Origin of the sequence: Cellulomonas gilvus ATCC 13127 (assembly GCF_000218545.1) — a bacterium.
GTDB lineage: Bacteria > Actinomycetota > Actinomycetes > Actinomycetales > Cellulomonadaceae > Cellulomonas > Cellulomonas gilvus.
This window is the reverse complement of record NC_015671.1, coordinates 2,787,116-2,807,849: the sequence shown is the minus strand read 5'-3', so window position 1 is coordinate 2,807,849 and position 20,734 is coordinate 2,787,116. Positions and strand designations below refer to the sequence as shown.

The 20,734-nt window shown below is 72.8% G+C and carries 20 protein-coding genes; 15 read left to right on the top strand and 5 right to left on the bottom strand.

Features of this window, described 5'->3' with window-relative positions:
* Positions 1–6 precede the first annotated feature (6 nt).
* From sigE to CELGI_RS12760, 7 genes are all read left to right on the top strand, one after another.
* On the top strand, positions 7–615 hold the full coding sequence (sigE, locus tag CELGI_RS12790; RefSeq protein ID WP_013884551.1) for an RNA polymerase sigma factor SigE: 609 nt from the start codon (positions 7–9) through the stop codon (positions 613–615).
* A complete protein-coding gene (locus CELGI_RS12785; RefSeq protein ID WP_013884550.1) occupies positions 612–1,544 on the top strand; it encodes a hypothetical protein in 933 nt (310 codons plus the stop codon). Before sigE ends, CELGI_RS12785 begins: the two co-directional genes overlap by 4 nt.
* Positions 1,541–3,031 carry a S1C family serine protease gene (locus CELGI_RS12780; protein WP_013884549.1) on the top strand — a complete coding sequence of 497 codons (1,491 nt, stop codon included), beginning with the start codon at positions 1,541–1,543 and terminating at the stop codon, positions 3,029–3,031. Before CELGI_RS12785 ends, CELGI_RS12780 begins: the two co-directional genes overlap by 4 nt.
* Before the next feature lie 44 nt (positions 3,032–3,075).
* Positions 3,076–3,435: a twin-arginine translocase TatA/TatE family subunit gene (locus tag CELGI_RS12775; protein ID WP_013884548.1), complete on the top strand. Its 360-nt coding sequence runs from the start codon at positions 3,076–3,078 to the stop codon at positions 3,433–3,435.
* A gap of 52 nt (positions 3,436–3,487) precedes the next feature.
* On the top strand, positions 3,488–4,513 hold the full coding sequence (trpS, locus tag CELGI_RS12770) for a tryptophan--tRNA ligase (protein ID WP_013884547.1): 1,026 nt from the start codon (positions 3,488–3,490) through the stop codon (positions 4,511–4,513).
* Positions 4,510–5,055 carry a 2'-5' RNA ligase family protein gene (locus CELGI_RS12765; RefSeq protein ID WP_013884546.1) on the top strand — a complete coding sequence of 182 codons (546 nt, stop codon included), beginning with the start codon at positions 4,510–4,512 and terminating at the stop codon, positions 5,053–5,055. The genes trpS and CELGI_RS12765 overlap by 4 nt, the downstream gene beginning before the upstream one ends.
* 67 nt (positions 5,056–5,122) lie before the next feature.
* Positions 5,123–6,133, top strand: a complete 1,011-nt coding sequence (locus tag CELGI_RS12760) for a YihY/virulence factor BrkB family protein (protein ID WP_013884545.1) — start codon at positions 5,123–5,125, stop codon at positions 6,131–6,133.
* Positions 6,134–6,155: 22 nt separating this feature from the next.
* On the opposite strand, the gene CELGI_RS12755 is transcribed toward CELGI_RS12760, so the two are convergent.
* The 5 genes from CELGI_RS12755 to sdhC all read right to left on the bottom strand — a co-directional run bounded on the left by CELGI_RS12755 (position 6,156) and on the right by sdhC (position 10,836).
* The gene (locus CELGI_RS12755) at positions 6,156–6,911 is read right to left on the bottom strand and encodes a phosphotransferase (protein ID WP_013884544.1); all 756 of its coding nucleotides are present in this window, start codon (positions 6,909–6,911) and stop codon (positions 6,156–6,158) included.
* Between the two features lie 443 nt (positions 6,912–7,354).
* Complete coding sequence (locus CELGI_RS12745) at positions 7,355–8,113, bottom strand: succinate dehydrogenase iron-sulfur subunit (protein WP_013884542.1); 759 nt, start codon at positions 8,111–8,113, stop codon at positions 7,355–7,357.
* Positions 8,113–9,939, bottom strand: a complete 1,827-nt coding sequence (gene sdhA, locus CELGI_RS12740) for a succinate dehydrogenase flavoprotein subunit (protein ID WP_013884541.1) — start codon at positions 9,937–9,939, stop codon at positions 8,113–8,115. The genes CELGI_RS12745 and sdhA overlap by 1 nt, the downstream gene beginning before the upstream one ends.
* Before the next feature lie 19 nt (positions 9,940–9,958).
* Positions 9,959–10,417 (bottom strand): succinate dehydrogenase, hydrophobic membrane anchor protein, encoded by a 459-nt coding sequence (gene sdhD / locus CELGI_RS12735; protein ID WP_013884540.1) that lies wholly within the window; start codon positions 10,415–10,417, stop codon positions 9,959–9,961.
* Positions 10,417–10,836, bottom strand: a complete 420-nt coding sequence (sdhC, locus tag CELGI_RS12730) for a succinate dehydrogenase, cytochrome b556 subunit (RefSeq protein WP_081465372.1) — start codon at positions 10,834–10,836, stop codon at positions 10,417–10,419. Before sdhC ends, sdhD begins: the two co-directional genes overlap by 1 nt.
* A 192-nt stretch (positions 10,837–11,028) precedes the next feature.
* On the opposite strand from sdhC, the gene CELGI_RS12725 reads away from it, so the two are divergent.
* The 8 genes from CELGI_RS12725 to CELGI_RS12690 all read left to right on the top strand — a co-directional run bounded on the left by CELGI_RS12725 (position 11,029) and on the right by CELGI_RS12690 (position 20,681).
* A complete protein-coding gene (locus tag CELGI_RS12725) occupies positions 11,029–12,159 on the top strand; it encodes a mannose-1-phosphate guanylyltransferase (RefSeq protein WP_013884538.1) in 1,131 nt (376 codons plus the stop codon).
* Positions 12,160–12,182: 23 nt separating this feature from the next.
* Positions 12,183–13,436, top strand: a complete 1,254-nt coding sequence (locus CELGI_RS12720) for an amidohydrolase (RefSeq protein WP_013884537.1) — start codon at positions 12,183–12,185, stop codon at positions 13,434–13,436.
* Positions 13,437–13,654: 218 nt separating this feature from the next.
* Complete coding sequence (locus CELGI_RS12715; RefSeq protein WP_013884536.1) at positions 13,655–14,773, top strand: BMP family lipoprotein; 1,119 nt, start codon at positions 13,655–13,657, stop codon at positions 14,771–14,773.
* Positions 14,774–14,866: 93 nt separating this feature from the next.
* Positions 14,867–16,387: an ABC transporter ATP-binding protein gene (locus CELGI_RS12710; RefSeq protein WP_013884535.1), complete on the top strand. Its 1,521-nt coding sequence runs from the start codon at positions 14,867–14,869 to the stop codon at positions 16,385–16,387.
* Positions 16,384–17,697 carry an ABC transporter permease gene (locus CELGI_RS12705; protein ID WP_013884534.1) on the top strand — a complete coding sequence of 438 codons (1,314 nt, stop codon included), beginning with the start codon at positions 16,384–16,386 and terminating at the stop codon, positions 17,695–17,697. The genes CELGI_RS12710 and CELGI_RS12705 overlap by 4 nt, the downstream gene beginning before the upstream one ends.
* Complete coding sequence (locus CELGI_RS12700; RefSeq protein ID WP_013884533.1) at positions 17,694–18,989, top strand: ABC transporter permease; 1,296 nt, start codon at positions 17,694–17,696, stop codon at positions 18,987–18,989. Before CELGI_RS12705 ends, CELGI_RS12700 begins: the two co-directional genes overlap by 4 nt.
* A 4-nt stretch (positions 18,990–18,993) precedes the next feature.
* Complete coding sequence (locus CELGI_RS12695; protein ID WP_013884532.1) at positions 18,994–19,392, top strand: cytidine deaminase; 399 nt, start codon at positions 18,994–18,996, stop codon at positions 19,390–19,392.
* Positions 19,389–20,681: a thymidine phosphorylase gene (locus CELGI_RS12690; RefSeq protein ID WP_013884531.1), complete on the top strand. Its 1,293-nt coding sequence runs from the start codon at positions 19,389–19,391 to the stop codon at positions 20,679–20,681. Before CELGI_RS12695 ends, CELGI_RS12690 begins: the two co-directional genes overlap by 4 nt.
* The last annotated feature ends 53 nt before the right edge of the window (positions 20,682–20,734 follow it).

Genomic DNA, 20,734 nt, shown 5'->3' with positions numbered 1-20,734 from the left:
AGAGCAGTGCCCAGCACCGAGGTGCCCGCCGGGTGGCAGCCCCCGACGTGGGAGGAGATCGTGCGCGACCACTCCGCGCGCGTCTACCGCCTGGCCTACCGCCTGACGGGGAACCGGCACGACGCGGAGGACCTGACGCAGGAGACGTTCGTGCGCGTGTTCCGCTCGCTGCACACGTACGCGCCCGGGACGTTCGAGGGCTGGCTGCACCGCATCACGACGAACCTGTTCCTGGACCAGGCGCGGCGCAAGCAGCGCATCCGCATGGACGCGATGGGTGAGGACTCCGACCGCTACGTCAGCGGGGACCAGCTCGCGGCGCCCGAGCGTGCGTTCGAGCACGGCAACCTGGACCACGACGTGCAGCGCGCGCTCGACGAGCTGCGGCCCGAGTACCGCGCGGCCGTCGTGCTGTGCGACATCGAAGGGCTGTCCTACGAGGAGATCGCGGTGACGCTGGGCGTCAAGCTCGGGACGGTGCGCTCGCGCATCCACCGGGCGCGCGCCCGCCTGCGCGAGTCGCTCGAGCACCGCGCACCCGAGGCGCTGCGGGGCTCCGGACCGCTCGACCCGGACGACGTCCTGCTCACGACCGCAGGTGCGCACGACGCATGACGCACCTCGGCTCGCGGATCAGCGCCCTCGTCGACGGCCAGCTCTCGGTGGCCGCGACCGAACGTGCGCTCGCGCACGTCGCGGCGTGCGCGCTGTGCGCGGAGGCGCTGGCCGCGGCGCGCGCCGCGCGGCAGGCCCTGGCGTGCGCGGTCGACGACGTGCCGCCCGCACCCGACTTCACCGCGCGCCTGCTCTCGCTCGGCGCCACGTTGGGCGAGCCGCAGGGTGCGGCGTGCCCGGTGCCCCCGGTGCGGCGCGACCCGTTCGCCCCGCCCGGGCTCACGGTGCCCGCCGTGCACGGCAGGCGGGCGCGTGCGCTGCGCGGCGAGGTCGAGCAGCGCCGGTCCGGCACGCGCCTCGCGGCCGGGTCGCTGGCCGGCGTCGGGGCGCTCGCCGCGATGCTGTTCGTGATGGGGGAGCAGCCGACCGTGACACCCGTCGGCCACCCCGGGACCGACCTGGGCCTGCTCGGCAGCGCGGCCACACCCGCGCGGGTCGGCCAGGTGACGTCCGCGGCCGACGCGACCACCGTGGCCGCCGCGCTCCGTGACGACGGCTGGACGTTCCCCGCCGAGCTGCCGGCGGGCTGGTCCGTGGCCGACGTGCGGTGGACCGACGACTCCACGGTCGAGGTCGACCTCGTCGGCCCGGACGGCGTGCTCGTCGTGACCGAGCAGGCGGGGCGCCTCGACACGAACGCGCTGGCCGGGGCCGACCGGGTCGAGATCGCGGGACGCGAGGCCTACGTGCTGTCCTACGCGCCGTGGCACGCCGTGTGGCAGTGCGACGACACGGTCGTGCAGGTGGTGGCGGGCGACGACGCGTCGTCACTCGTGGCAGCATTCCCTGGCGGCGCGTACGACGACGGCGTGCCGGCGCGCATCTCGCGCGGCTGGTCCACCGTGACAGGAGCCTTCGCAGCCCCATGACGACGCCCGAGCAGGGTCCCGACGTCCCGCTGTTCGCGCCGCCGGGTGCCGACCCCCGCAGGTCGGTGCCCGCTGCTCCTGAGCCCTCGTCGCCGTTCGCCGCCCCCTCGTCTGCCGGGCCCGCGTCGCCGGACGCGGCACCCGCGTCGCCGTACACCGCACCCGCGCCCCCGTACGCCCCACCGCCCTCGTACGCCGCACCCGCCTCGCCCTACGCGCCGTACGGCGCACCCGCGTCCCCGTACGCGACGCACCCGGGTGTCGCGGCGGCGCACCCGGCCACCGCGCCGTTCGCGCCACCGGTGCAGCACGCGCGGCCGCCTCACGAGGGTGTCCAGCCCGGCACGCCGCACGCCCCCGGGCTCCCGGACGGGACGTCCGCGGGTTCGGGCCGGCGCCGGCGCGCGCTGTCCGCGGTCTGGGTGGTGCCGCTGCTCCTGCTCGCGCTCGTGGCGGGCGGAGCCGGTGGCGTGATCGGCGCCCGCCTCGGCCAGGACGACCGCCTGGCGGACGCAGGTCTCCCCGCGGCACCGGCCGGCGGCGGCACCGCCCCGGCCGCGACGGGCGTGACCGCGATCGCGGCTGACGTGCTGCCGAGCGTGGTCTCGATCGAGGCCACCGACGCGGCGGGCGTCGCGACCGGCAGCGGCTTCGTGCTCCGGCAGGACGGCTACCTGCTCACCAACTCGCACGTGGTCGCGTCCGCCGACGCCCCGGGGGGCTCGCTCGTCGTGACGTTCTCCGACGGGCGCGAGCTGCCCGCGACGATCGTCGGACGGACCGCCGAGTACGACCTCGCGGTCATCAAGGTCAAGGCCACCGGCCTGGTCCCGCTCGCGCTGGGCGACTCGGACGCGGTGCGCGTGGGTGACCCGGTCGTCGCGATCGGGGCTCCTCTCGGGCTCGCGGGCACCGTGACCACCGGGATCGTGTCCGCGCTGAACCGACCCGTCGCGGCGGGTGACGAGACCGACACCGCGTTCATCAACGCGATCCAGACCGATGCGGCGATCAACCCCGGCAACTCGGGTGGTCCGCTGGTGGACGCATCGGGCCAGGTCATCGGCATCAACTCCGCGATCGCGCAGCCGCCGAGCCAGGACGGCGCGGCGGGCGGCAGCATCGGCCTGGGCTTCGCGATCCCGTCCGAGCAGGCCCGCCGCACCGCGACGCAGCTCATCGAGACGGGCAGCGCGACGTACCCGATCATCGGGGTGCTGCTCGACTCGAGGTACACCGGCGAGGGCGTCAAGGTCTCCACCGAGGACGTCGACGGGCAGCCGCCCGTCTCGCCCGACGGCCCCGCCGACCGCGCCGGCATCCGCCCGGGCGACGTGATCCTGTCCATCGACGACCGGCCCGTGACGATGCCCGACGAGCTCATCGTGGCGATCCGCGCGCACGAGCCCGGCGACGTCGTCGTGCTCGCCGTGCAGGACGGCGACTCGTCCCGGAAGGTCCGCGTGGAGCTCGACGAGTCGTCCTGAACCGGGCGTCCGGGTGGCCCCCGCCTGCGGGGTAGCCTGGGCCGGTGTTCGACATCAACGGCGGTGAGTTCCTGGTGATCCTGGTGATCGCCGCCCTGGTGATCGGGCCTCAGCGCTTGCCCGAGTACGCCGAGCAGCTCGGCTCGTTGGTCAAGCGCGGCCGCGCCTGGATCGCTCAGGCGCGCACCCGGATCGACGACGAGACCGGCGACCTCGGCGTGGACTGGGAGGCCCTCGACCCGCGCCGGTACGACCCGCGCCGGATCGTGCGCGATGCGCTGCTCGAGCCCGAGACCGCGCCGTCCGCACCCCGGCCCGCGGGCGCCGCCGTGGTTCCCGTCGCGGCGCGCGCGGGTGCCGTGGCGCTGTCCGGACCTGCCCCGTTCGACGACGAGGCGACCTGAGTCGCTACGCTCGCCGCCAGCACACCACCCCTCGCACAGATTGGTCGTCTTCGTGCCCCAGCCGCTGCGCATCTTCTCCGGGATGCAGCCCACGTCGGACTCGCTCCAGCTCGGCAACTACCTGGGTGCGCTGACGCAGTGGGTCGCGCTGCAGGACGGCAACGAGGCGATCTACTGCGTGGTCGACCTGCACGCGCTCACGGTCGCGCCGGACCCGTCGGTGCTGCGCGAGCGCACGCGTCGCACGGCCGCGCAGTACCTGGCCGCGGGCGTCGACCCCGAGCGGTCGACGCTGTTCGTGCAGTCGCACGTGGCCGAGCACGCCGAGCTCGCCTGGACGTTGTCCTGCCTGACGGGGTACGGCGAGGCCGCGCGCATGACGCAGTTCAAGGACAAGTCCGCCAAGCAGGGGACCGAGGGCACCACGGTCGGGCTGTTCACGTACCCCGTGCTCATGGCTGCCGACATCCTGCTGTACGACACGAACCGCGTGCCGGTCGGCGAGGACCAGCGTCAGCACCTCGAGCTCACGCGTGACCTGGCGCAGCGCCTCAACGCGCGGTTCGGCGCGGACACGGTGGTGGTGCCCGAGCCGCACATCGTGAAGTCGACGGCCAAGATCTACGACCTGCAGGACCCCACGGCGAAGATGAGCAAGTCCGCCGCATCCCCCAACGGCCTGATCGAGCTGCTGGACGACCCCAGGCGCATCGCCAAGCGCATCCGCTCGGCCGTGACGGACACAGGCCACGAGATCCGGTTCGACCCCGAGGGCAAGCCCGGGATCTCCAACCTCCTGACGATCTTCGCGGCGCTCACCGGGCGCTCGATCCCCGAGCTCGAGGCCGACTACGAGGGCAAGGGGTACGGGCACCTCAAGGTGGACCTGGCCGGTGTCGTCGTCGACTGGGTGACGCCGTTCCAGGCGCGCGTGCACGAGTACCTCGACGACCCCGCGCAGCTCGACGACGTGCTCGAGGTGGGCGCGGGCAAGGCGCGCGAGATCGCCGCCGTCACGCTCGAGCGCGTGTACGAGCGCACCGGGTTGCTCGCACGGCGGTCACGGGTCCGGGCGTGAGGCTCCCGGAGCTCGCGGGCGACCAGACCATGGTCGGCGTCGCGATCACGGTGCCCGAGCCGTTCGCCGCGCAGCTGCATGCGGCGCGCGCCCGCCTGGGCGACCCGTGGGCCCGCTTCATCCCGCCGCACATCACGCTCCTGGGCCCGACCGCGGTCGACGGCGCCGGCGCGTCCGAGGTGCACGCGCACCTCGAGGACGTCGCACGTCGGCATGCGCCGTTCACGGTGCGGCTGCGCGGGACCGGCACGTTCCGGCCCGTCTCGCCGGTCGCGTTCGTGCAGGTCGCCGACGGGATCGCGGGATGCGAGCAGCTCGAGTCCGCGGTGCGGCAGGGCCCGCTCGCGCAGGACCTGCGCTTCCACTACCACCCGCACGTGACCGTGGCGCACGAGCTGTCCGACGAGCAGCTCGACGCGGCCATGGACGAGCTCGCGGACTACGACGCGGGCTTCGTCGTGACGGGCTTCCACTGCTACGTGCGCGGCGACGACGAGGTGTGGCGCCCCCGCGCCGAGTACCCCCTGACCGCCACGGGCTGAGCCCCGCCAGGCACCGGCCCGGCCCGCTGCGCGTGCCGTCGCGCGCGAGCGCACCTAGCCTCGACGCGTGAGCACGAAGCATGAGGTGATCGAGCCGGCCGCGGGGTCCGGCGCGGCGCACGTGCACGCCGCGGCGGCCGTGGGCGAGCCGGTCGCCGCCCCCCGCACCGGGCTGCCGGCCCGGCTCGTCGCGCGCGCGAAGGCCGCCCTCGCGTGGTGGCAGGCGACCCGCCCCGCGCGCGCCAACGCACGGTTCGGTGCGCGCGGCGGTGGCGTGCTCACGGGCGGGATCGCGTACGCGGCGCTGTTCTCGGTCTTCGCGGCCCTCACGCTGGGCTGGACCGTCTTCATGGCGCTGCTCGGCGGCGACGCGGACCTGCGGGGGCGCGTCCTGACGGCGATCGACGAGGCGCTGCCGGGACTCGTGCAGACCGACGACGCGGGCTCGGGCCTGATCGACCCGGACACCCTGCGCATGTCCGCGGGCCTGACCGTGGCCGGGGCCGTGGCGCTCGTCGTGCTGCTCATGTCGGCGCTGTCGGCCGCCGCGGCGCTGCGCACGGGTGTGCGCGCGATGTTCGCGGCCGACGGCGCGAGCGGCACCGGCGGCGAGAACGTCGTGCTGGGCAAGCTCCGCGAGCTCGGCGGGCTCGCGGGCCTCGCGTTCGCGGTGCTGCTGTCCGCGGTCCTGACCACCGCCGTCACGGCGGGCGCGCAGTGGCTGCTCGGCGAGCTGGGCTGGGCCGGCGCCACCACGGTCGTGCTGCGCGTCTGCGGCCTGCTCGTGACGTTCGTGCTCGATGCGGCGGTGTTCGTGCTCGTCGTCCGGGTCCTGGCCAACCAGCACCCGCCGCGGCGGGACCTGCTCCGGGGCGCCGCGATCTGCGCGCTCGGCGTGGGCGTCGTGCGGTTCCTGGGCACGTCGGTGGTCGCGGGCAGCGCCACCAAGAACCCGGTGCTCGCGTCGTTCGCGGTGATCGTGACGTTGCTGGTCTGGGTCAACCTGATGGCCCGGATCGTGCTGCTCTCGGCCGCGTGGACCGCGGACCCGCGGCCGGCCCCCGATCCCTGCGACTGACGCGCCCCGTGCGGGCGCCTGATCAGCGGGTGCCGAGCGCGGCCTCGAGCTCGGCCGTGCGCGCGACGAGCGCCGCGAGCCGCGCGCGGGTCGATGCGGGCTCGCCCACCTCACCGAGCCGCAGCATGCCCGGGTCGCCCGCGCGCTGACCCGCCTCGATGCGGTCCGACGCGTCGGTCATGCGCCGCTCGACGTGGCGCAGCAGCACCGCGGGGTCCGTCCCGCCGTAGGCGCGCGCGATCACGTGCAGGCCGTGCGCCATGCGCGCCGCGTCGTCGTCCGGGAACAGCAGCGGGGAGACCCACGCGAGCATCGCGAGATCGTCCAGCGGGACACCCGGTCCGGCGACGTCCCAGTCGAACACGCCCACCAGGTCGTCGCCGTCGAACGCCATGTTGTACATCGCGGTGTCGTGGTGGCACACGATCTCCCCGGGCGCCAGGGCCCGCTCGACGAACCGCCACCGGCGCGCCGTGCGCGGGAACCCCGCGACCACGCGGTGGTACTCGCGCAACCACTGCGCGGCCGACGTGAGCTGCGCGTCGGTCAGCTCCTCCTCGCCCACGGGCACCACGTGCCCCGGCAGGTAGTCGAGGATCTCGCGGCCCCGCTCGTCGACGCCGTGCACGCGCGGGACGCACGGCAGCCCTTCGTCGGCCAGGAACCCCAGCAGCTCGTGCACGGCGGGCGTCCAGGGCCCCGTCGGCCGCCGGACGGTGTCCCCGACCCGCACGGCCCCGCCCACGTTCCCACCCGGCAGCGCCACCTCGTCCTGCATCCCCCCACCCAACCACGCCACCCCCGACCTGGTACTCAACCGCCGGCTCGGCGGGTCCGGGCGCGCGACCTGGCGGATAGGTACCAGTTCGGCGGCCTTCCCGCACGCGACCTGGCGGATAGGTACCAGTTCGGCGGGCTTCCCGGTGCGCGACCTGGCGGATAGGTACCAGTTCGGGGGGGTGGTGGGAGGTCAGGCCGGGGTGGGTGGGGCGACGGGAGTGGGGGTGGGGGTGGGGGTGGACAGGAGGGGGCGCAGGGAGGCGGGGACCGGGCGGCACGCGCAGACCTGCGCGTGCTCCCGGTGCCACGCCACGCGTGCGTCCAGGGGTGCCTTGCTGCCGAGCGCGTGCTCGGCGTGCCACTCACGGTTCATCGCCCCCACCGCATCACTGTGCGGCGCCGGCCGCGCGGGCCCGACGTCCTGATGTGCGGCGGCGACGGTCAGAAGGCGCGCGTGATCATCGCGCGCTTGACCTCCTGGATCGCCTTGGTGACCTCGATGCCGCGCGGGCACGCCTCGGTGCAGTTGAAGGTCGTGCGGCAGCGCCACACGCCCTCCTTGTCGTTGAGGATCTCGAGGCGCTGCGCGCCACCCTCGTCGCGGCTGTCGAAGATGAACCGGTGCGCGTTGACGATCGCGGCCGGGCCGAAGTACTGCCCGTCGGTCCAGAACACCGGGCACGACGACGTGCAGGCCGCGCACAGGATGCACTTGGTCGTGTCGTCGAACCGCTCGCGCTGCGCGGCGGACTGCAGACGCTCCTTGGTGGGCTCGTTCCCGGACGTGATGAGGAACGGCATGATCTCGCGGTAGGACGCGAAGAACGGCTCCATGTCGACCACGAGGTCCTTGACCACGGGCAGGCCCTTGATGGGCTCGACCGTGATCGGCTTGCTCGGGTCGAGGTCCTTGAGCAGCGTCTTGCACGCCAGGCGGTTGCGGCCGTTGATGCGCATCGCGTCCGAGCCGCAGATGCCGTGCGCGCACGAGCGGCGGAACGTCAGCGAGCCGTCCTCCTCCCACTTGACCTTGTGCAGCGCGTCGAGCACGCGGTCGGTGCCGTGCACCTGGACCTGGAACTCGTCCCAGCGCGTGGTGGCGGTGCCGTCGTCGGCGGGCAGGTGGCGCAGGACCCGCAGCGTGACGGTGAACGACGGCACGGCACCGGCCTGCGCGGGCGCCTCGATCGTGGCAGTCATCAGTACTTGCGCTCCATCGGCTGGTAGCGGGTCACGGTGACGGACTTGGAGCCGAGCACCAGCTGGTAGTCGTCGAACACCTCGGTGTGGTCGAACGCGCCGTCGCCGGCCGGCTTGTCGGCGGACGCGAGCGGGCGACGGTAGGCCATGGTGTGGCGCATGAACCGCTCGTCGTCGCGGTTCGGGTAGTCCTCGCGGAAGTGCCCACCGCGCGACTCGGCACGGTTGAGGGCCCCGACGACGACGGTCTCGGCGATGTCGAGCAGGAAGCCGAGCTCGACGGCCTCGAGCAGGTCGGTGTTGAACGTGCGGGACTTGTCCTGCACGGAGACCGCCTGGTAGCGCTTGCGCAGCGACTTCAGGTCCGCGAGCGCCTGCGTGAGCGACTCCTGCGTGCGGAACACCTGGGCGTTGGCGTCCATGGTCTCCTGCAGCGCACGGCGGATGTCCGCCACGCGCTCCCCGTCGCCACGCGTGCGGATGGTCTCGAGCTCGGCCTCCACGGTCGTGGCGGGCGCGTCCGGCAGCTCGACGAACGGTGCGGTCGCGGCGTACGCCGCCGCGGACCGGCCCGCGCGCTTGCCGAACACGTTGATGTCCAGCAGCGAGTTGGTGCCCAGCCGGTTGGAGCCGTGCACGGAGACGCACGCGACCTCGCCCGCGGCGTACAGGCCACGGATCACGTCGGTCTCGTTGCGCAGGACCTCACCCTCGATGTTCGTGGGGATGCCGCCCATGGCGTAGTGCGCGGTCGGGTACACCGGCACGGGCTCGGTGTAGGGCTCGATGCCCAGGTACGTGCGCGCGAACTCGGTGATGTCCGGGAGCTTGGCGTCGATGTGCGCGGGCTCGAGGTGAGTCAGGTCCAGCAGCACGTAGTCCTTGTTCGGGCCCGCGCCGCGGCCCTCCCGCACCTCGTTGGCCATGGACCGGGCGACGATGTCACGCGGGGCCAGGTCCTTGATCGTCGGCGCGTAGCGCTCCATGAACCGCTCGCCGTCGGCGTTCCGCAGGATGCCGCCCTCGCCGCGCGCGGCCTCCGAGAGCAGGATGCCCAGGCCCGCGAGGCCCGTCGGGTGGAACTGGAAGAACTCCATGTCCTCGAGCGGGATGCCGCGGCGGTACGCCAGGGCCATGCCGTCACCGGTGAGCGTGTGCGCGTTGGACGTCGTCTTGTAGATCTTGCCCGCGCCGCCGGTGGCGAACACGACCGCCTTGGCCTGGAACACGTGGATCTGGCCGGTCGCGAGCTCGTACGCGACGACGCCCGAGACGTTGACCTCCTCGCCGTCGGCGACGTCACCAGCCGCGAGGTCGTGGTCGACGAGCAGGTCGAGCACGTAGAACTCGTTGAAGAACTCGACGTCGTTCTTGACGCACTGCTGGTACAGCGTCTGCAGGATCATGTGGCCGGTGCGGTCCGCGGCGTAGCAGGACCGGCGGACGGCGGCCTCGCCGTGGTTGCGCGTGTGCCCGCCGAACCGGCGCTGGTCGATGCGCCCCTCGGGCGTGCGGTTGAACGGCAGGCCCATCTTCTCCAGGTCGAGCACCGCGTCGATGGCCTCCTTGGCCATGACCTCGGCGGCGTCCTGGTCCACCAGGTAGTCGCCGCCCTTGACGGTGTCGAACGTGTGCCACTCCCAGTTGTCCTCCTCGACGTTGGCGAGCGCGGCGCACATGCCGCCCTGCGCCGCGCCGGTGTGCGAACGCGTGGGGTAGAGCTTGGTGATGACGGCGGTGCGCACGCGCGTGGAGGCCTCGAGGGCCGCGCGCATGCCCGCACCACCCGCGCCGACGATGACGACGTCGTACTGATGGGTCTGCATGTCTCGGTTCCTTCGGGCGTCAGGCGGTGCAGAACGACGGCAGCAGGTCCAGCGGCGCGTCGGTGGGGCACGGGTCGAACGTGAAGATCACGAGCGTCCCCAGGACCACGGTCACGACGAACGCGAGGTACAGCAGGCCCTTGAGCACCAGGCGCGTGCTGTCCTTCTCGGCGTAGTCGTTGACGATCGTGCGCATGCCGTTGGTGCCGTGGATCATCGCGAGCCACAGCATCAGCAGGTCCCAGACCTGCCACAGCGGCGAGGCCCACTTGCCGGCGACGAACCCGAAGTCGATGGCCTTGACGCCGTCACCGGCGACGAGGTTGACGAACAGGTGGCCGAAGATCAGGACGAGCAGCAGCGCGCCCGACGCGCGCATGAAGATCCAGCCGTAGAGCTCGGTGTTGCCGCGCGTGGTCAGCCGTGCCGGACGGGCGCGCGGGGGACGCGGCGCCTTGGGATCCGCGATCGTGGTCATCACTCGCCCCCGAACACGTGCATCAGGTGCCGCGGCAGGAAGCCCGCCATGGTCACGACGAACAGGCCCAGGACGATCCACAGCATCACGCGCTGGTACTTCGGGCCCTTGGCCCAGAAGTCGACCAGGATGATCCGGATCCCGTTGAACGCGTGGAAGACGATCGCGGCGACGAGGCCCGCCTCGCCCAGGCCCATGATCGGGTTCTTGTACGTCCCGATCACGTCGTTGTAGGCCTCGGGGGAGACGCGCACCAGCGACGTGTCGAGCACGTGCACCAGCAGGAAGAAGAAGATCGCGACGCCGGTCACGCGGTGCGCGACCCAGGACCACATGCCTTCACGCCCTCGGTAGAGCGTGCCGACGGGCGCCTTCTTCCTCGCGGGTGGCGAGGAGGGCGCGGTTGGCGCTGCGGACACGGGGGGTGCCTCCTGGCGAGTCAGGGGTGGGACGACGTCGTCCCGTGGGCTTGCTCACTGTATAGACCCCCGCGGGCCCCGCTGCACGGACCTAGGTCCAAGGTCCCTGCGTGTGAGCAAGTCCACAGCGCGGGCGGCTCGGGCGGGTGCGGACCCGGTCCGCGCGCACCCCCGACGGCTAGCCTGACCCGCATGTCAGACGAGCCCGTGACGTCCGCGCCCATCCCCGGGTTCCACGCGGTGGTGCCCGCCGGCGGTGCGGGCACGCGGCTGTGGCCGCTGTCCCGGGCGGGCCACCCCAAGTTCCTGCTGGACCTGACGGGCACGGGCCGGACGCTGCTGCAGGCGACGGTCGACCGGCTCGAGCCGCTCACCGGGCCCGCGGGCGTCGTGGTGGTCACGGGCGTGCGCCACGCGGCCGCGGTGGCCGAGCAGGTCCCGTCGCTCGGGGTGGGGGAGGACCACGCGCGCCTCCTGGTCGAGCCCTCGCCGCGCGACTCGATGGCGGCGATCGGCCTCGCCGCGGCCGTGCTGCTCGAGCGCCACGGACCGGACGTGGTGCTCGGCTCGTTCGCGGCCGACCACGTGATCGACCGGACGCACGAGTTCCACGCCGCGGTGCGGGAGGCCGTGGCCGCCGCGCGTGAGGGCTTCGTCGTGACCATCGGGATCGCCGCGACGGGTCCGTCGACCGCGTTCGGGTACGTCCGTCAGGCGGGGCCGCTCGGCGTGCCGGCGGCGCCGAGCGCGCGGCACGTCGCGGGCTTCACCGAGAAGCCGGACGCACAGACCGCCGCGGAGTACCTCGCCACGGGTGAGTACCGGTGGAACGCGGGCATGTTCGTGGTGCGCGCCGCCGTGCTGCTCGACCACCTGGCACGTGAGCTGCCCGCGCTCGCGGCGGGGCTGCGCGAGATCGCGGCCGCGTGGGACTCGCCCGCGCGCGACGAGGTGCTGGCGCGCGTCTGGCCGGGCCTGACCAAGATCGCGATCGACCACGCGATCGCCGAGCCCGTCGCCGCGGCGGGTGGCGTCGCGGTGGTGCCCGGCGCGTTCGGCTGGGACGACGTGGGCGACTTCGCGTCGCTCGCGGGCCTGCTCGGCAGCGACACGCTGGGCGAGCCCGCCGCGGTGCTGCGCGTCGCGGCCGACGGCGCGTTCGTCGTGCCCGCCGCCGGACGCACGGTGGCCGTCGTGGGCGTGCCCGACGCGGTCGTCGTCGACACGCCGGATGCGCTCCTGGTGACGACGCGGGCGCGCGCGCAGGACGTCAAGGCGGCGGTGGACGGCTGGCGCACGGTGGGACGCGAGGACCTGCTGTGAGCGCCCGGGGATAACCTCGCGTCGTGCCTGTGCAGCCCTCCGCCGACGTCCTGCCGCTCGACTCGCTGCGGCCCGCGCCCGCTGCGCCCGCGGTGCGGCGCCTCGCCGAGCTGGTCGCGGACCTGCGGGACGAGCTCGTCGCGATCCGGCGCGACCTGCACGCCCACCCCGAGCTGGCGCGCACCGAGGAGCGCACGACGCGCGTGGTCGCCGAGCGCCTGCGCGCGGCGGGCCTGGCGCCCGAGCTGCTGCCGGGCAGCGGACTGGTGTGCGACATCGGCCCGTCGCACGCCGTGTCGGGGCGCGGCCGTGTGGGCCTGCGCGCCGACCTCGACGCGCTGCCGGTCCTCGACGAGTGCGGGCTGCCGTGGACGTCCGGGCACCGCGGCGTCGCGCACGCGTGCGGGCACGACGTGCACACCACCGCGGTGCTGGGCGCGGGCCTCGCGCTCGCGGAGCTCGCGGCGGCGGGTGAGCTGACCACGGGGGTCCGGCTGGTGTTCCAGCCGGCCGAGGAGGTGCAGCCCGGAGGCTCGCTCGACGTGATCCGCGCGGGCGGCATCGACGGCGTCGCGACCATCTTCGCGGTGCACTGCGACCCCAAGCTCGACGTGGGCCAGGTGGGCACACGCATCGGCCCCATCACGTCGGCCAGCGACGAGGTCACGGTCACGTTCACAGGCCCGGGCGGGCACACGTCGCGCCCGCACCTCACGGGCGACCTGGTGTTCGCGATGGCGCAGGTGGTGACGCAGGTGCCGGCCATCCTGGGCCGGCGGCTGGACCCGCGCTCGGGCGTCAACCTCACGTGGGGCGCGATCCAGGCGGGCACGGCGCACAACGTCATCCCGGGCACAGGTCACGTGCGGGGGACGCTGCGCTGCCTGGACGTGCGCGCGTGGGAGAAGGCGTCGCAGGTGTTCCACGACGCGGTCGAGCAGGTGGTGGCGCCGTTCGGCGTCGAGGTCGAGATCCGGCACCAGCGCGGCGTCCCGCCCGTCGAGAACGACGAGCGTGCGACGGGCGTGCTCGAGGCCGCGGCACGTGACGTGCTGGGCGAGCACGCCGTCACGCTCACCGAGCAGTCGCTCGGCGGGGAGGACTTCGCGTGGTACCTGACGCGCGTCCCGGGCGCGATGGCGCGCCTGGGCACCCGGACGCCGGGCGGGCGCACGTACGACATCCACCAGGGCGACCTGGTGGTCGACGAGCGCGCGGTCGAGGCGGGTGCGCTGCTGCTCGCGCGCGCCGCGCTCGTCGCCGGCGCACGCGGGTGAAGACGTCTCGCATCGCGGTCAAGGCGTCCGTCACCTGGGCGGATGTTCCAACTCAGTAACGGAACCTGCGCAGATACCGGCCGGTAACGTGCTGGTCATCGCGGGCTCACTACAGTCCCACCATCGATGCCGCCCCGTTCGACCCACGGACGGGACCGCGCGCCGCGTCCACCGCGTGCGCGCAGCGGCGGCGTACTGACGAGATCCAGGAGAGACGCGTGAAGAAGCTCATCCGTGTGGCCGCCCTCAGCGGGGCGGTCGCCCTCGCGCTCGCGGCGTGTGGCGACGCCCCCGACGAGACCCCGACGACGCCGGGCGCGGCGGCGACGAACGAGTCGTCCGAGCCGACCACCCCGACGTCGGACTTCAAGGCCTGCATCGTCTCCGACGAGGGCGGCTTCGACGACAAGAGCTTCAACCAGCTCAGCTACGAAGGCGCCAAGAAGGCTGCGGACGACCTGGGCGCGGAGTTCGCCGAGGTGCAGTCGGACGCGGCGACGGAGTTCGCGGGCAACCTGCAGAGCCTGGTCTCGGAGGGCTGCGACGCGATCGTCTCGGTCGGCTTCGCGCTCTCGGCCGACACCGTCACGTCGGCGACCGAGAACCCCGACGTCCACTACATCCTGGTGGACGACGCGGCGGACAACGACTTCGACGGCACGAAGGACGCCGAGAACATCAAGCCGCTGCTCTACGACACGTCGCAGGCCGCGTTCCTCGCGGGCTACCTGTCGGCCGGCTACTCCAAGACGGGCAAGGTCGGCACGTTCGGCGGCCAGCCCTACCCGACCGTGACGATCTTCATGGACGGCTTCAAGCAGGGCGTCGAGCACTACAACGAGGTCAAGAAGAAGGACGTCAAGGTCGTCGGCTACGAGGGTGGCGACCAGGGCTCGTTCACGGGTGGCTTCGCCGCCAACGACAAGGCCAAGGAGATCGCGGCCGGCATCATCGACCAGGGCGTCGACGTGATCCTGCCCGTCGGTGGCCCCATCTACCAGTCGGCCATGGACGCGATCGCGGACTCCGGCAACGACGTCGCGCTGATCGGCGTGGACGCCGACGTCTTCAACACGGACCCGAGCACGCAGGACATGATCCTGACCTCGATCCTCAAGAAGATGGACGTCTCGACGTTCGACGCGGTCACCGCTGCCGGCAGCGGCGCGTGGGACCCCGAGGCGTACGTCGGCACGCTCGAGAACGGCGGCGTGGGCCTGGCCCCGCTGCACAACTTCGAGAGCAAGGTCGACCCGGCGCTGTGGGCCGAGGTGGAGCAGCTCCAGCTCGACATCGTCTCGGGCAAGGTCGAGGTCACCTCGTACCTCGCCGAGTGACGACCCGCTGAACCATCACGCGGCGGGGGGGCTCCGGCCTCCCCGCCGCGTGTCGTCGTGCGGCCGTCGCCGCCCGGAACGAGGATCACCCCCATGAGGCTGGAGCTTCGAGGCATCACCAAGCGGTTCGGGTCGCTGGTCGCCAACGACCACATCGACCTCGTCGTCGAACCAGGCGAGATCCACTGCCTGCTCGGCGAGAACGGCGCCGGCAAGTCGACGCTGATGAACGTCCTGTACGGCCTGTACACCGCGGACGAGGGCGAGATCGTCCTGGACGACGTCGTCCAGCACTTCTCCGGCCCGGGTGACGCGATGGCGGCCGGCATCGGCATGGTGCACCAGCACTTCATGCTCATCCCCGTCTTCACGGTCGCCGAGAACGTGCTGCTCGGCAACGAGCAGACGCGCGGCGGTGGCCGCCTCGACCTCGAGGCCGGCCGCGCCAAGGTCAAGGAGATCGCCGACCGGTTCGGCTTCCACGTCGACCCGGACGCGCTCGTCGAGGAGCTGCCCGTCGGCGTGCAGCAGCGCGTCGAGATCATCAAGGCGCTGTCCCGGGACGCCAAGGTCCTCGTGTTCGACGAGCCGACCGCCGTCCTGACGCCGCAGGAGACCGACGAGCTGATGGCGATCATGCGCCAGCTCAAGTCCGAGGGCGTCGCGATCGTGTTCATCACCCACAAGCTGCGCGAGGTCCGCGCGGTGGCGGACCGCATCACGGTCGTGCGACGCGGCGCGATCGTGGGTGAGGCCGCCCCCGGCGCGACCGACGCGGAGCTGGCCGCGCTCATGGTCGGGCGCGCCGTCGAGCTCACCGTGCACAAGGACGCCCCGCAGTACGGCGGGTCCGTGCTCGAGGTCGAGCAGCTCGACGTGATCGACCCGCGCGGCACCGTGCTGGTCGACGACGTCACGTTCACGGTGCGCGGCGGCGAGGTGCTGGTCGTGGCCGGTGTCCAGGGCAACGGCCAGACCGAGCTCGCCGAGGCGCTCGCCGGCCTGCAGCCGCACGTCACGGGCAGCATCCGGCTCGACGGCCAGGAGCTCGTGGGCAAGTCCGTGCGCCAGCTGATCGACGCGGGTGTCGGGTTCGTGCCCGAGGACCGCGGGGTCGACGGGCTCGTCGGCACGTTCACGGTCGCCGAGAACCTCATGCTCAACCGGGCCGACGAGCTGCCGTTCGCGCGCCACGGGATGCTCCAGCTCAAGGCGCGCGACAAGTTCGCGGTGGACAAGGTCGACGAGTTCGACATCCGGACGCAGGGCATCGACGTGCCCGCGGGCCGCCTGTCCGGCGGGAACCAGCAGAAGGTCGTGCTGGCGCGTGAGCTGTCGCGTGAGCTGAAGGTGTTCATCGCCGCTCAGCCCACGCGCGGCGTCGACGTCGGTTCGATCGAGTTCATCCACAAGCGCATCGTCGAGACGCGCGACGCGGGCATCCCCGTGATCGTGCTGGCGACCGAGCTCGACGAGGCTGTCGCGCTCGGGGACCGGATCCTGGTGATGTACCGCGGTCGCGTGGTCGGCATCGTGCCCGCGACGACTCCGCGCGACGTGATCGGCCTGATGATGGCCGGCATCGCGCCCGATGACGCAGGAGAGGCCGCATGAGCGCGCCAGACAGCGCAGCGACCACGCCGGTGGCCAAGGCCGCACCCGCGACCGCGCCCCGGACCGACGACGGCGACGACCGCCGCTGGCGCGACGCGATCGCCCGCGTGACGTCCGGCGGCTGGACGGTGGCCCTGGGTGCCGTCGTCCTGGCCGTGCTCGCGGGATCGGTGATGATCGCCGCGACGGACCCCGACGTGCAGGACACGTCGAAGTACTTCTTCTCGCGTCCGGGCGACATGCTGCAGGCGATCGGCAGCGCGGTCGGTGGTGCGTACACGGCGCTGTTCCGCGGCGCGATCTACAACTACAACGCCGACACGTTCGAGCAGGCCATCCGGCCGTTGACGCAGTCGCTCACGTACTCGACGCCGCTGATCCTGGCGGGTCTCGGCGTCGCGATCGGCTTCCGGTCGGGCATGTTCAACATCGGTGGCCAGGGGCAGATGCTGGTCTCGGCCGCCGCCGCGGGCTGGGTGGGCTTCGGGCTCGACCTGCCCGCGGGGCTGCACCTGCTGGTCGCGCTCATCGCTGGTGTCGTCGCCGGCGCGCTGTGGGCGGGGATCGCGGGTCTGCTCAAGGCGACCACGGGCGCGCACGAGGTGATCGTCACGATCATGCTCAACTACATCGCGTTCTACCTGATCTCCTACATGCTCGCGACGCCCGGCCTGCTGCAGGCCCCCGGCTCCGCGAACCCCAAGACGCCGCCCATGGAGGCCACCGCGATCCTGCCGCGCCTGTTCGGCAAGCAGTTCCCGGTGCACCTGGGCTTCGTCCTGGCGCTCGTCGCGGTCGGGGTCGTCTGGTGGCTGCTGAACCGGTCCAGCGTCGGCTTCCGGTTCCGGATCATCGGCGAGAACCCGTACGCCGGGCGCGTCGCGGGGGTCAACGTGCCCCGCACGATCGTCGTCTCGATGCTGGTCGGCGGTGCGCTGATCGGCGTGGCAGGAGCCACGCAGGTGCTCGGCCTGTCGACGACCGGCTTCGGCTCGAGCATCGACGCGGGCGTCGGCTTCGACGCGATCACGGTCGCGCTGCTCGGCAGCTCGCAGCCGGTCGGCGTGCTGTTCGCGAGCCTGCTGTTCGGTGCGTTCAAGGCCGGCGGCACCACGATGCAGGCGTCCGAGGGCATCCCGATCGAGATCGTCCTCGTCGTCCAGTCGCTGATCGTCCTGTTCATCGCCGCACCCCCGCTGGTGCGCGCGATCTTCCGGCTGCCGCAGCCGAAGCGGCGGGTCTCCGCCCGCCGCGCCACACCCCCGGCGGCGACGCCCGCCGCCCCGACGGCCGACGGAGCTGCACGATGACCGCCCTGGCACCGACCCCGGCCGTGGTCCCGGCCGCGGGAGAGCACCGCCGCGTCGAGGTGGTGGGCAGGAAGGCCCCGATCGCGCTCGCGATCGTGACCGCGCTGTTCGCCCTGGTCCTGGCGCTCGGTTCGCGTGAGGGCGATGCGAGCTTCCGGTTCGCCACGCAGACCGACTTCTTCGCGATCCCCGACCTGGTGGTCCCGGGCACGACGTTCGCCTGGGTCTGCGTCGGCGTCATGACGCTGCTCACGCTCGCGGCCGTCGCGCTGGTCGCTGCACGGCGGCGGGTCCCCGTGTGGCTGTCGTTCCTGTTCGCGTTCGTGTTCCTGGTCGGCTTCCTCGCGTGGGCGGCTGCGGGCAGCTCGGCCGACCTGCCCGTGTTCCGGCTCGTGGGCGGCTCGGTGCTGCTCGCGGTGCCGATCGTCTTCGGCTCGCTCGGCGGCGTGATCGGCGAGCGCGCGGGCGTGGTCAACATCGCGATCGAGGGTCAGCTGCTCGCGGGCGCCTTCACCGCGGCGTTCGTCGGCTCGGTCACGGACAGCCCGTGGGCCGGTCTGCTGGCGGCGGTCGTCGCGGGCGTGCTCGTCGCGCTCGTGCTCGGCCTGTTCACGATCACGTACCGCGTCAACCAGGTGATCGTCGGCGTGGTGCTCAACGTGCTCGTCATCGGCGTCACGAGCTTCCTGTACTCCAAGGTGCTGGTGCCGGACGGTGCGACGCTCAACGACACCGAGCGCTTCGACCCCATCGCGATCCCCGTGCTGTCCAAGATCCCGGTGATCGGCCCGGCGCTGTTCAACCAGACGTTCGTCGTCTACCTCATGTACGTGACCGTGCCCGCGGTCTGGTTCGCGCTCATGCGCACGCGCTGGGGCCTGCGCGTGCGTGCCGTGGGCGAGCACCCGACCGCCGCAGACACCGTGGGCATCAAGGTCGAGCGCACGCGCTACCGCGCGATCATGATCGCCGGTGCGATCGCGGGCGTGGGTGGCGCGTTCTACACCGTGGTCTCGGTCTCGAGCTTCGGCAAGGAGATGACCGCGGGTGCGGGCTTCATCGCGCTCGCCGCGGTGATCTTCGGCAAGTGGGACCCCGTGCGGGCCGCGCTCGCCGCGTTGCTGTTCGGCTTCGCGTCGAACCTCCAGAACGCGCTGTCGCTCGTCGGGGCGCCCGTGCCCAGCCAGTTCATGCTGATGCTGCCGTACGTGGTGACCATCCTCGCCGTCGCCGGTCTGGTCGGGCGCTCGCGCGGCCCCGCCGCCGCCGGTGAGCCCTACGTGAAGGAGTGAGCGCATGACCGAGGTGGACTGGGACGCGCTGCGGACGGTCGCCACCGAGGCGATGCGCAAGGCGTACGTGCCGTACTCGAAGTTCCCGGTGGGCGCGGCCGCGATCGTCGACGACGGTCGCGTGGTGTCCGGGTGCAACGTCGAGAACGCGAGCTACGGCGTGACGCTGTGCGCCGAGTGCTCGCTCGTGTCCGCGCTGACGATGTCGGGCGGCGGGCGGCTCGTGGCATTTACGTGCGTGGACGGGCACGGCAACGTGCTCATGCCCTGCGGGCGCTGCCGCCAGCTGCTGTGGGAGCACGGCGGTGCGCGGCTGATCGTCGAGACCGTGAGCGGCGTCAAGCCGATGACCGAGGTCCTGCCCGATGCGTTCGGGCCGGACGACCTGGAGGAACGAGCATGAGCGAGACGTTCGACGCGGTCGACGTCATCGTCGCCAAGCGGGACGGCAAGCGCCTGACCGACGCGCAGATCGACTGGGTGATCGACGCGTACACGCGCGGCGTGGTCGCCGACGAGCAGATGTCCGCGCTCAACATGGCGATCCTGCTCAACGGCATGGACCGCGCGGAGATCGCGCGGTGGACCGCGGCGATGATCGCGTCGGGTGAGCGCATGTCCTTCGCGGACCTGGGCCGGCCGACGTCCGACAAGCACTCGACGGGCGGCGTGGGGGACAAGATCACGCTCCCGCTCGCGCCGCTCGTCGCGGTGTTCGGCGTCGCGGTGCCGCAGCTGTCCGGGCGCGGCCTGGGCCACACGGGCGGCACGCTCGACAAGCTCGAGTCGATCCCCGGGTGGCGCGCGGCGCTGACCAACGACGAGATGATGCGTCAGCTCGCGGACGTCGGTGCGGTGATCTGCCAGGCCGGGTCGGGGCTCGCGCCCGCGGACCGCAAGCTCTACGCGCTGCGGGACGTGACCGGGACCGTCGAGGCCATCCCGCTGATCGCGAGCTCGATCATGAGCAAGAAGATCGCGGAGGGCACCGGCTCGCTCGTGCTCGACGTCAAGGTCGGTTCGGGTGCGTTCATGAAGGACCTGGAGCGCGCGCGTGAGCTCGCCCGCACCATGGTCGAGCTCGGCACCGACGCGGGCGTCACGACGGTCGCGCTGCTGACCGACATGTCCACGCCGCTGGGCCTGACCGCGGGCAACGCGCTCGAGGTCCGGGAGTCGGTCGAGGTGCTCGCCGGCGGTGGGCCCGCGGACGTCGTGGAGCTCACGGTCGCGCTCGCGCGCGAGATGCTCGCGGCCGCGGGGCAGCCCGACGCGGACCCCGCCGCCGCGCTGGCCGACGGCCGGGCGATGGACGTGTGGCGGCGCATGATCGCGGCGCAGGACGGCGACCCCGACGCGGAGCTGCCGGTGGCGCGCGAGACCGAGCAGGTGCTCGCGGAGTCCGACGGCGTGCTGACGACGCTCGACGCGTTCGGCGTCGGCGTGGCGGCGTGGCGGCTCGGTGCGGGCCGTGCGCGCAAGGAGGACCCGGTGCAGGCCGGTGCGGGCGTGGAGATCCACGTGCGCCCGGGTGAGCCCGTCCGCGCCGGTCAGCCCGTGCTCACGCTGCACACCGACACCCCGGAGCGGTTCGCGCGCGCCAAGGAGGCGCTCGCCGGTGCGATCGTGGTGGACCCGACGGCCGCGCCCGGCGCCGGTCCGCTGCTGCTGGACCGCATCACGGCGTCCTGACCACCCGGGTCCGCCCTGCGCCGTCGCGCGGGGCGGACCAGGATGGGGACGTC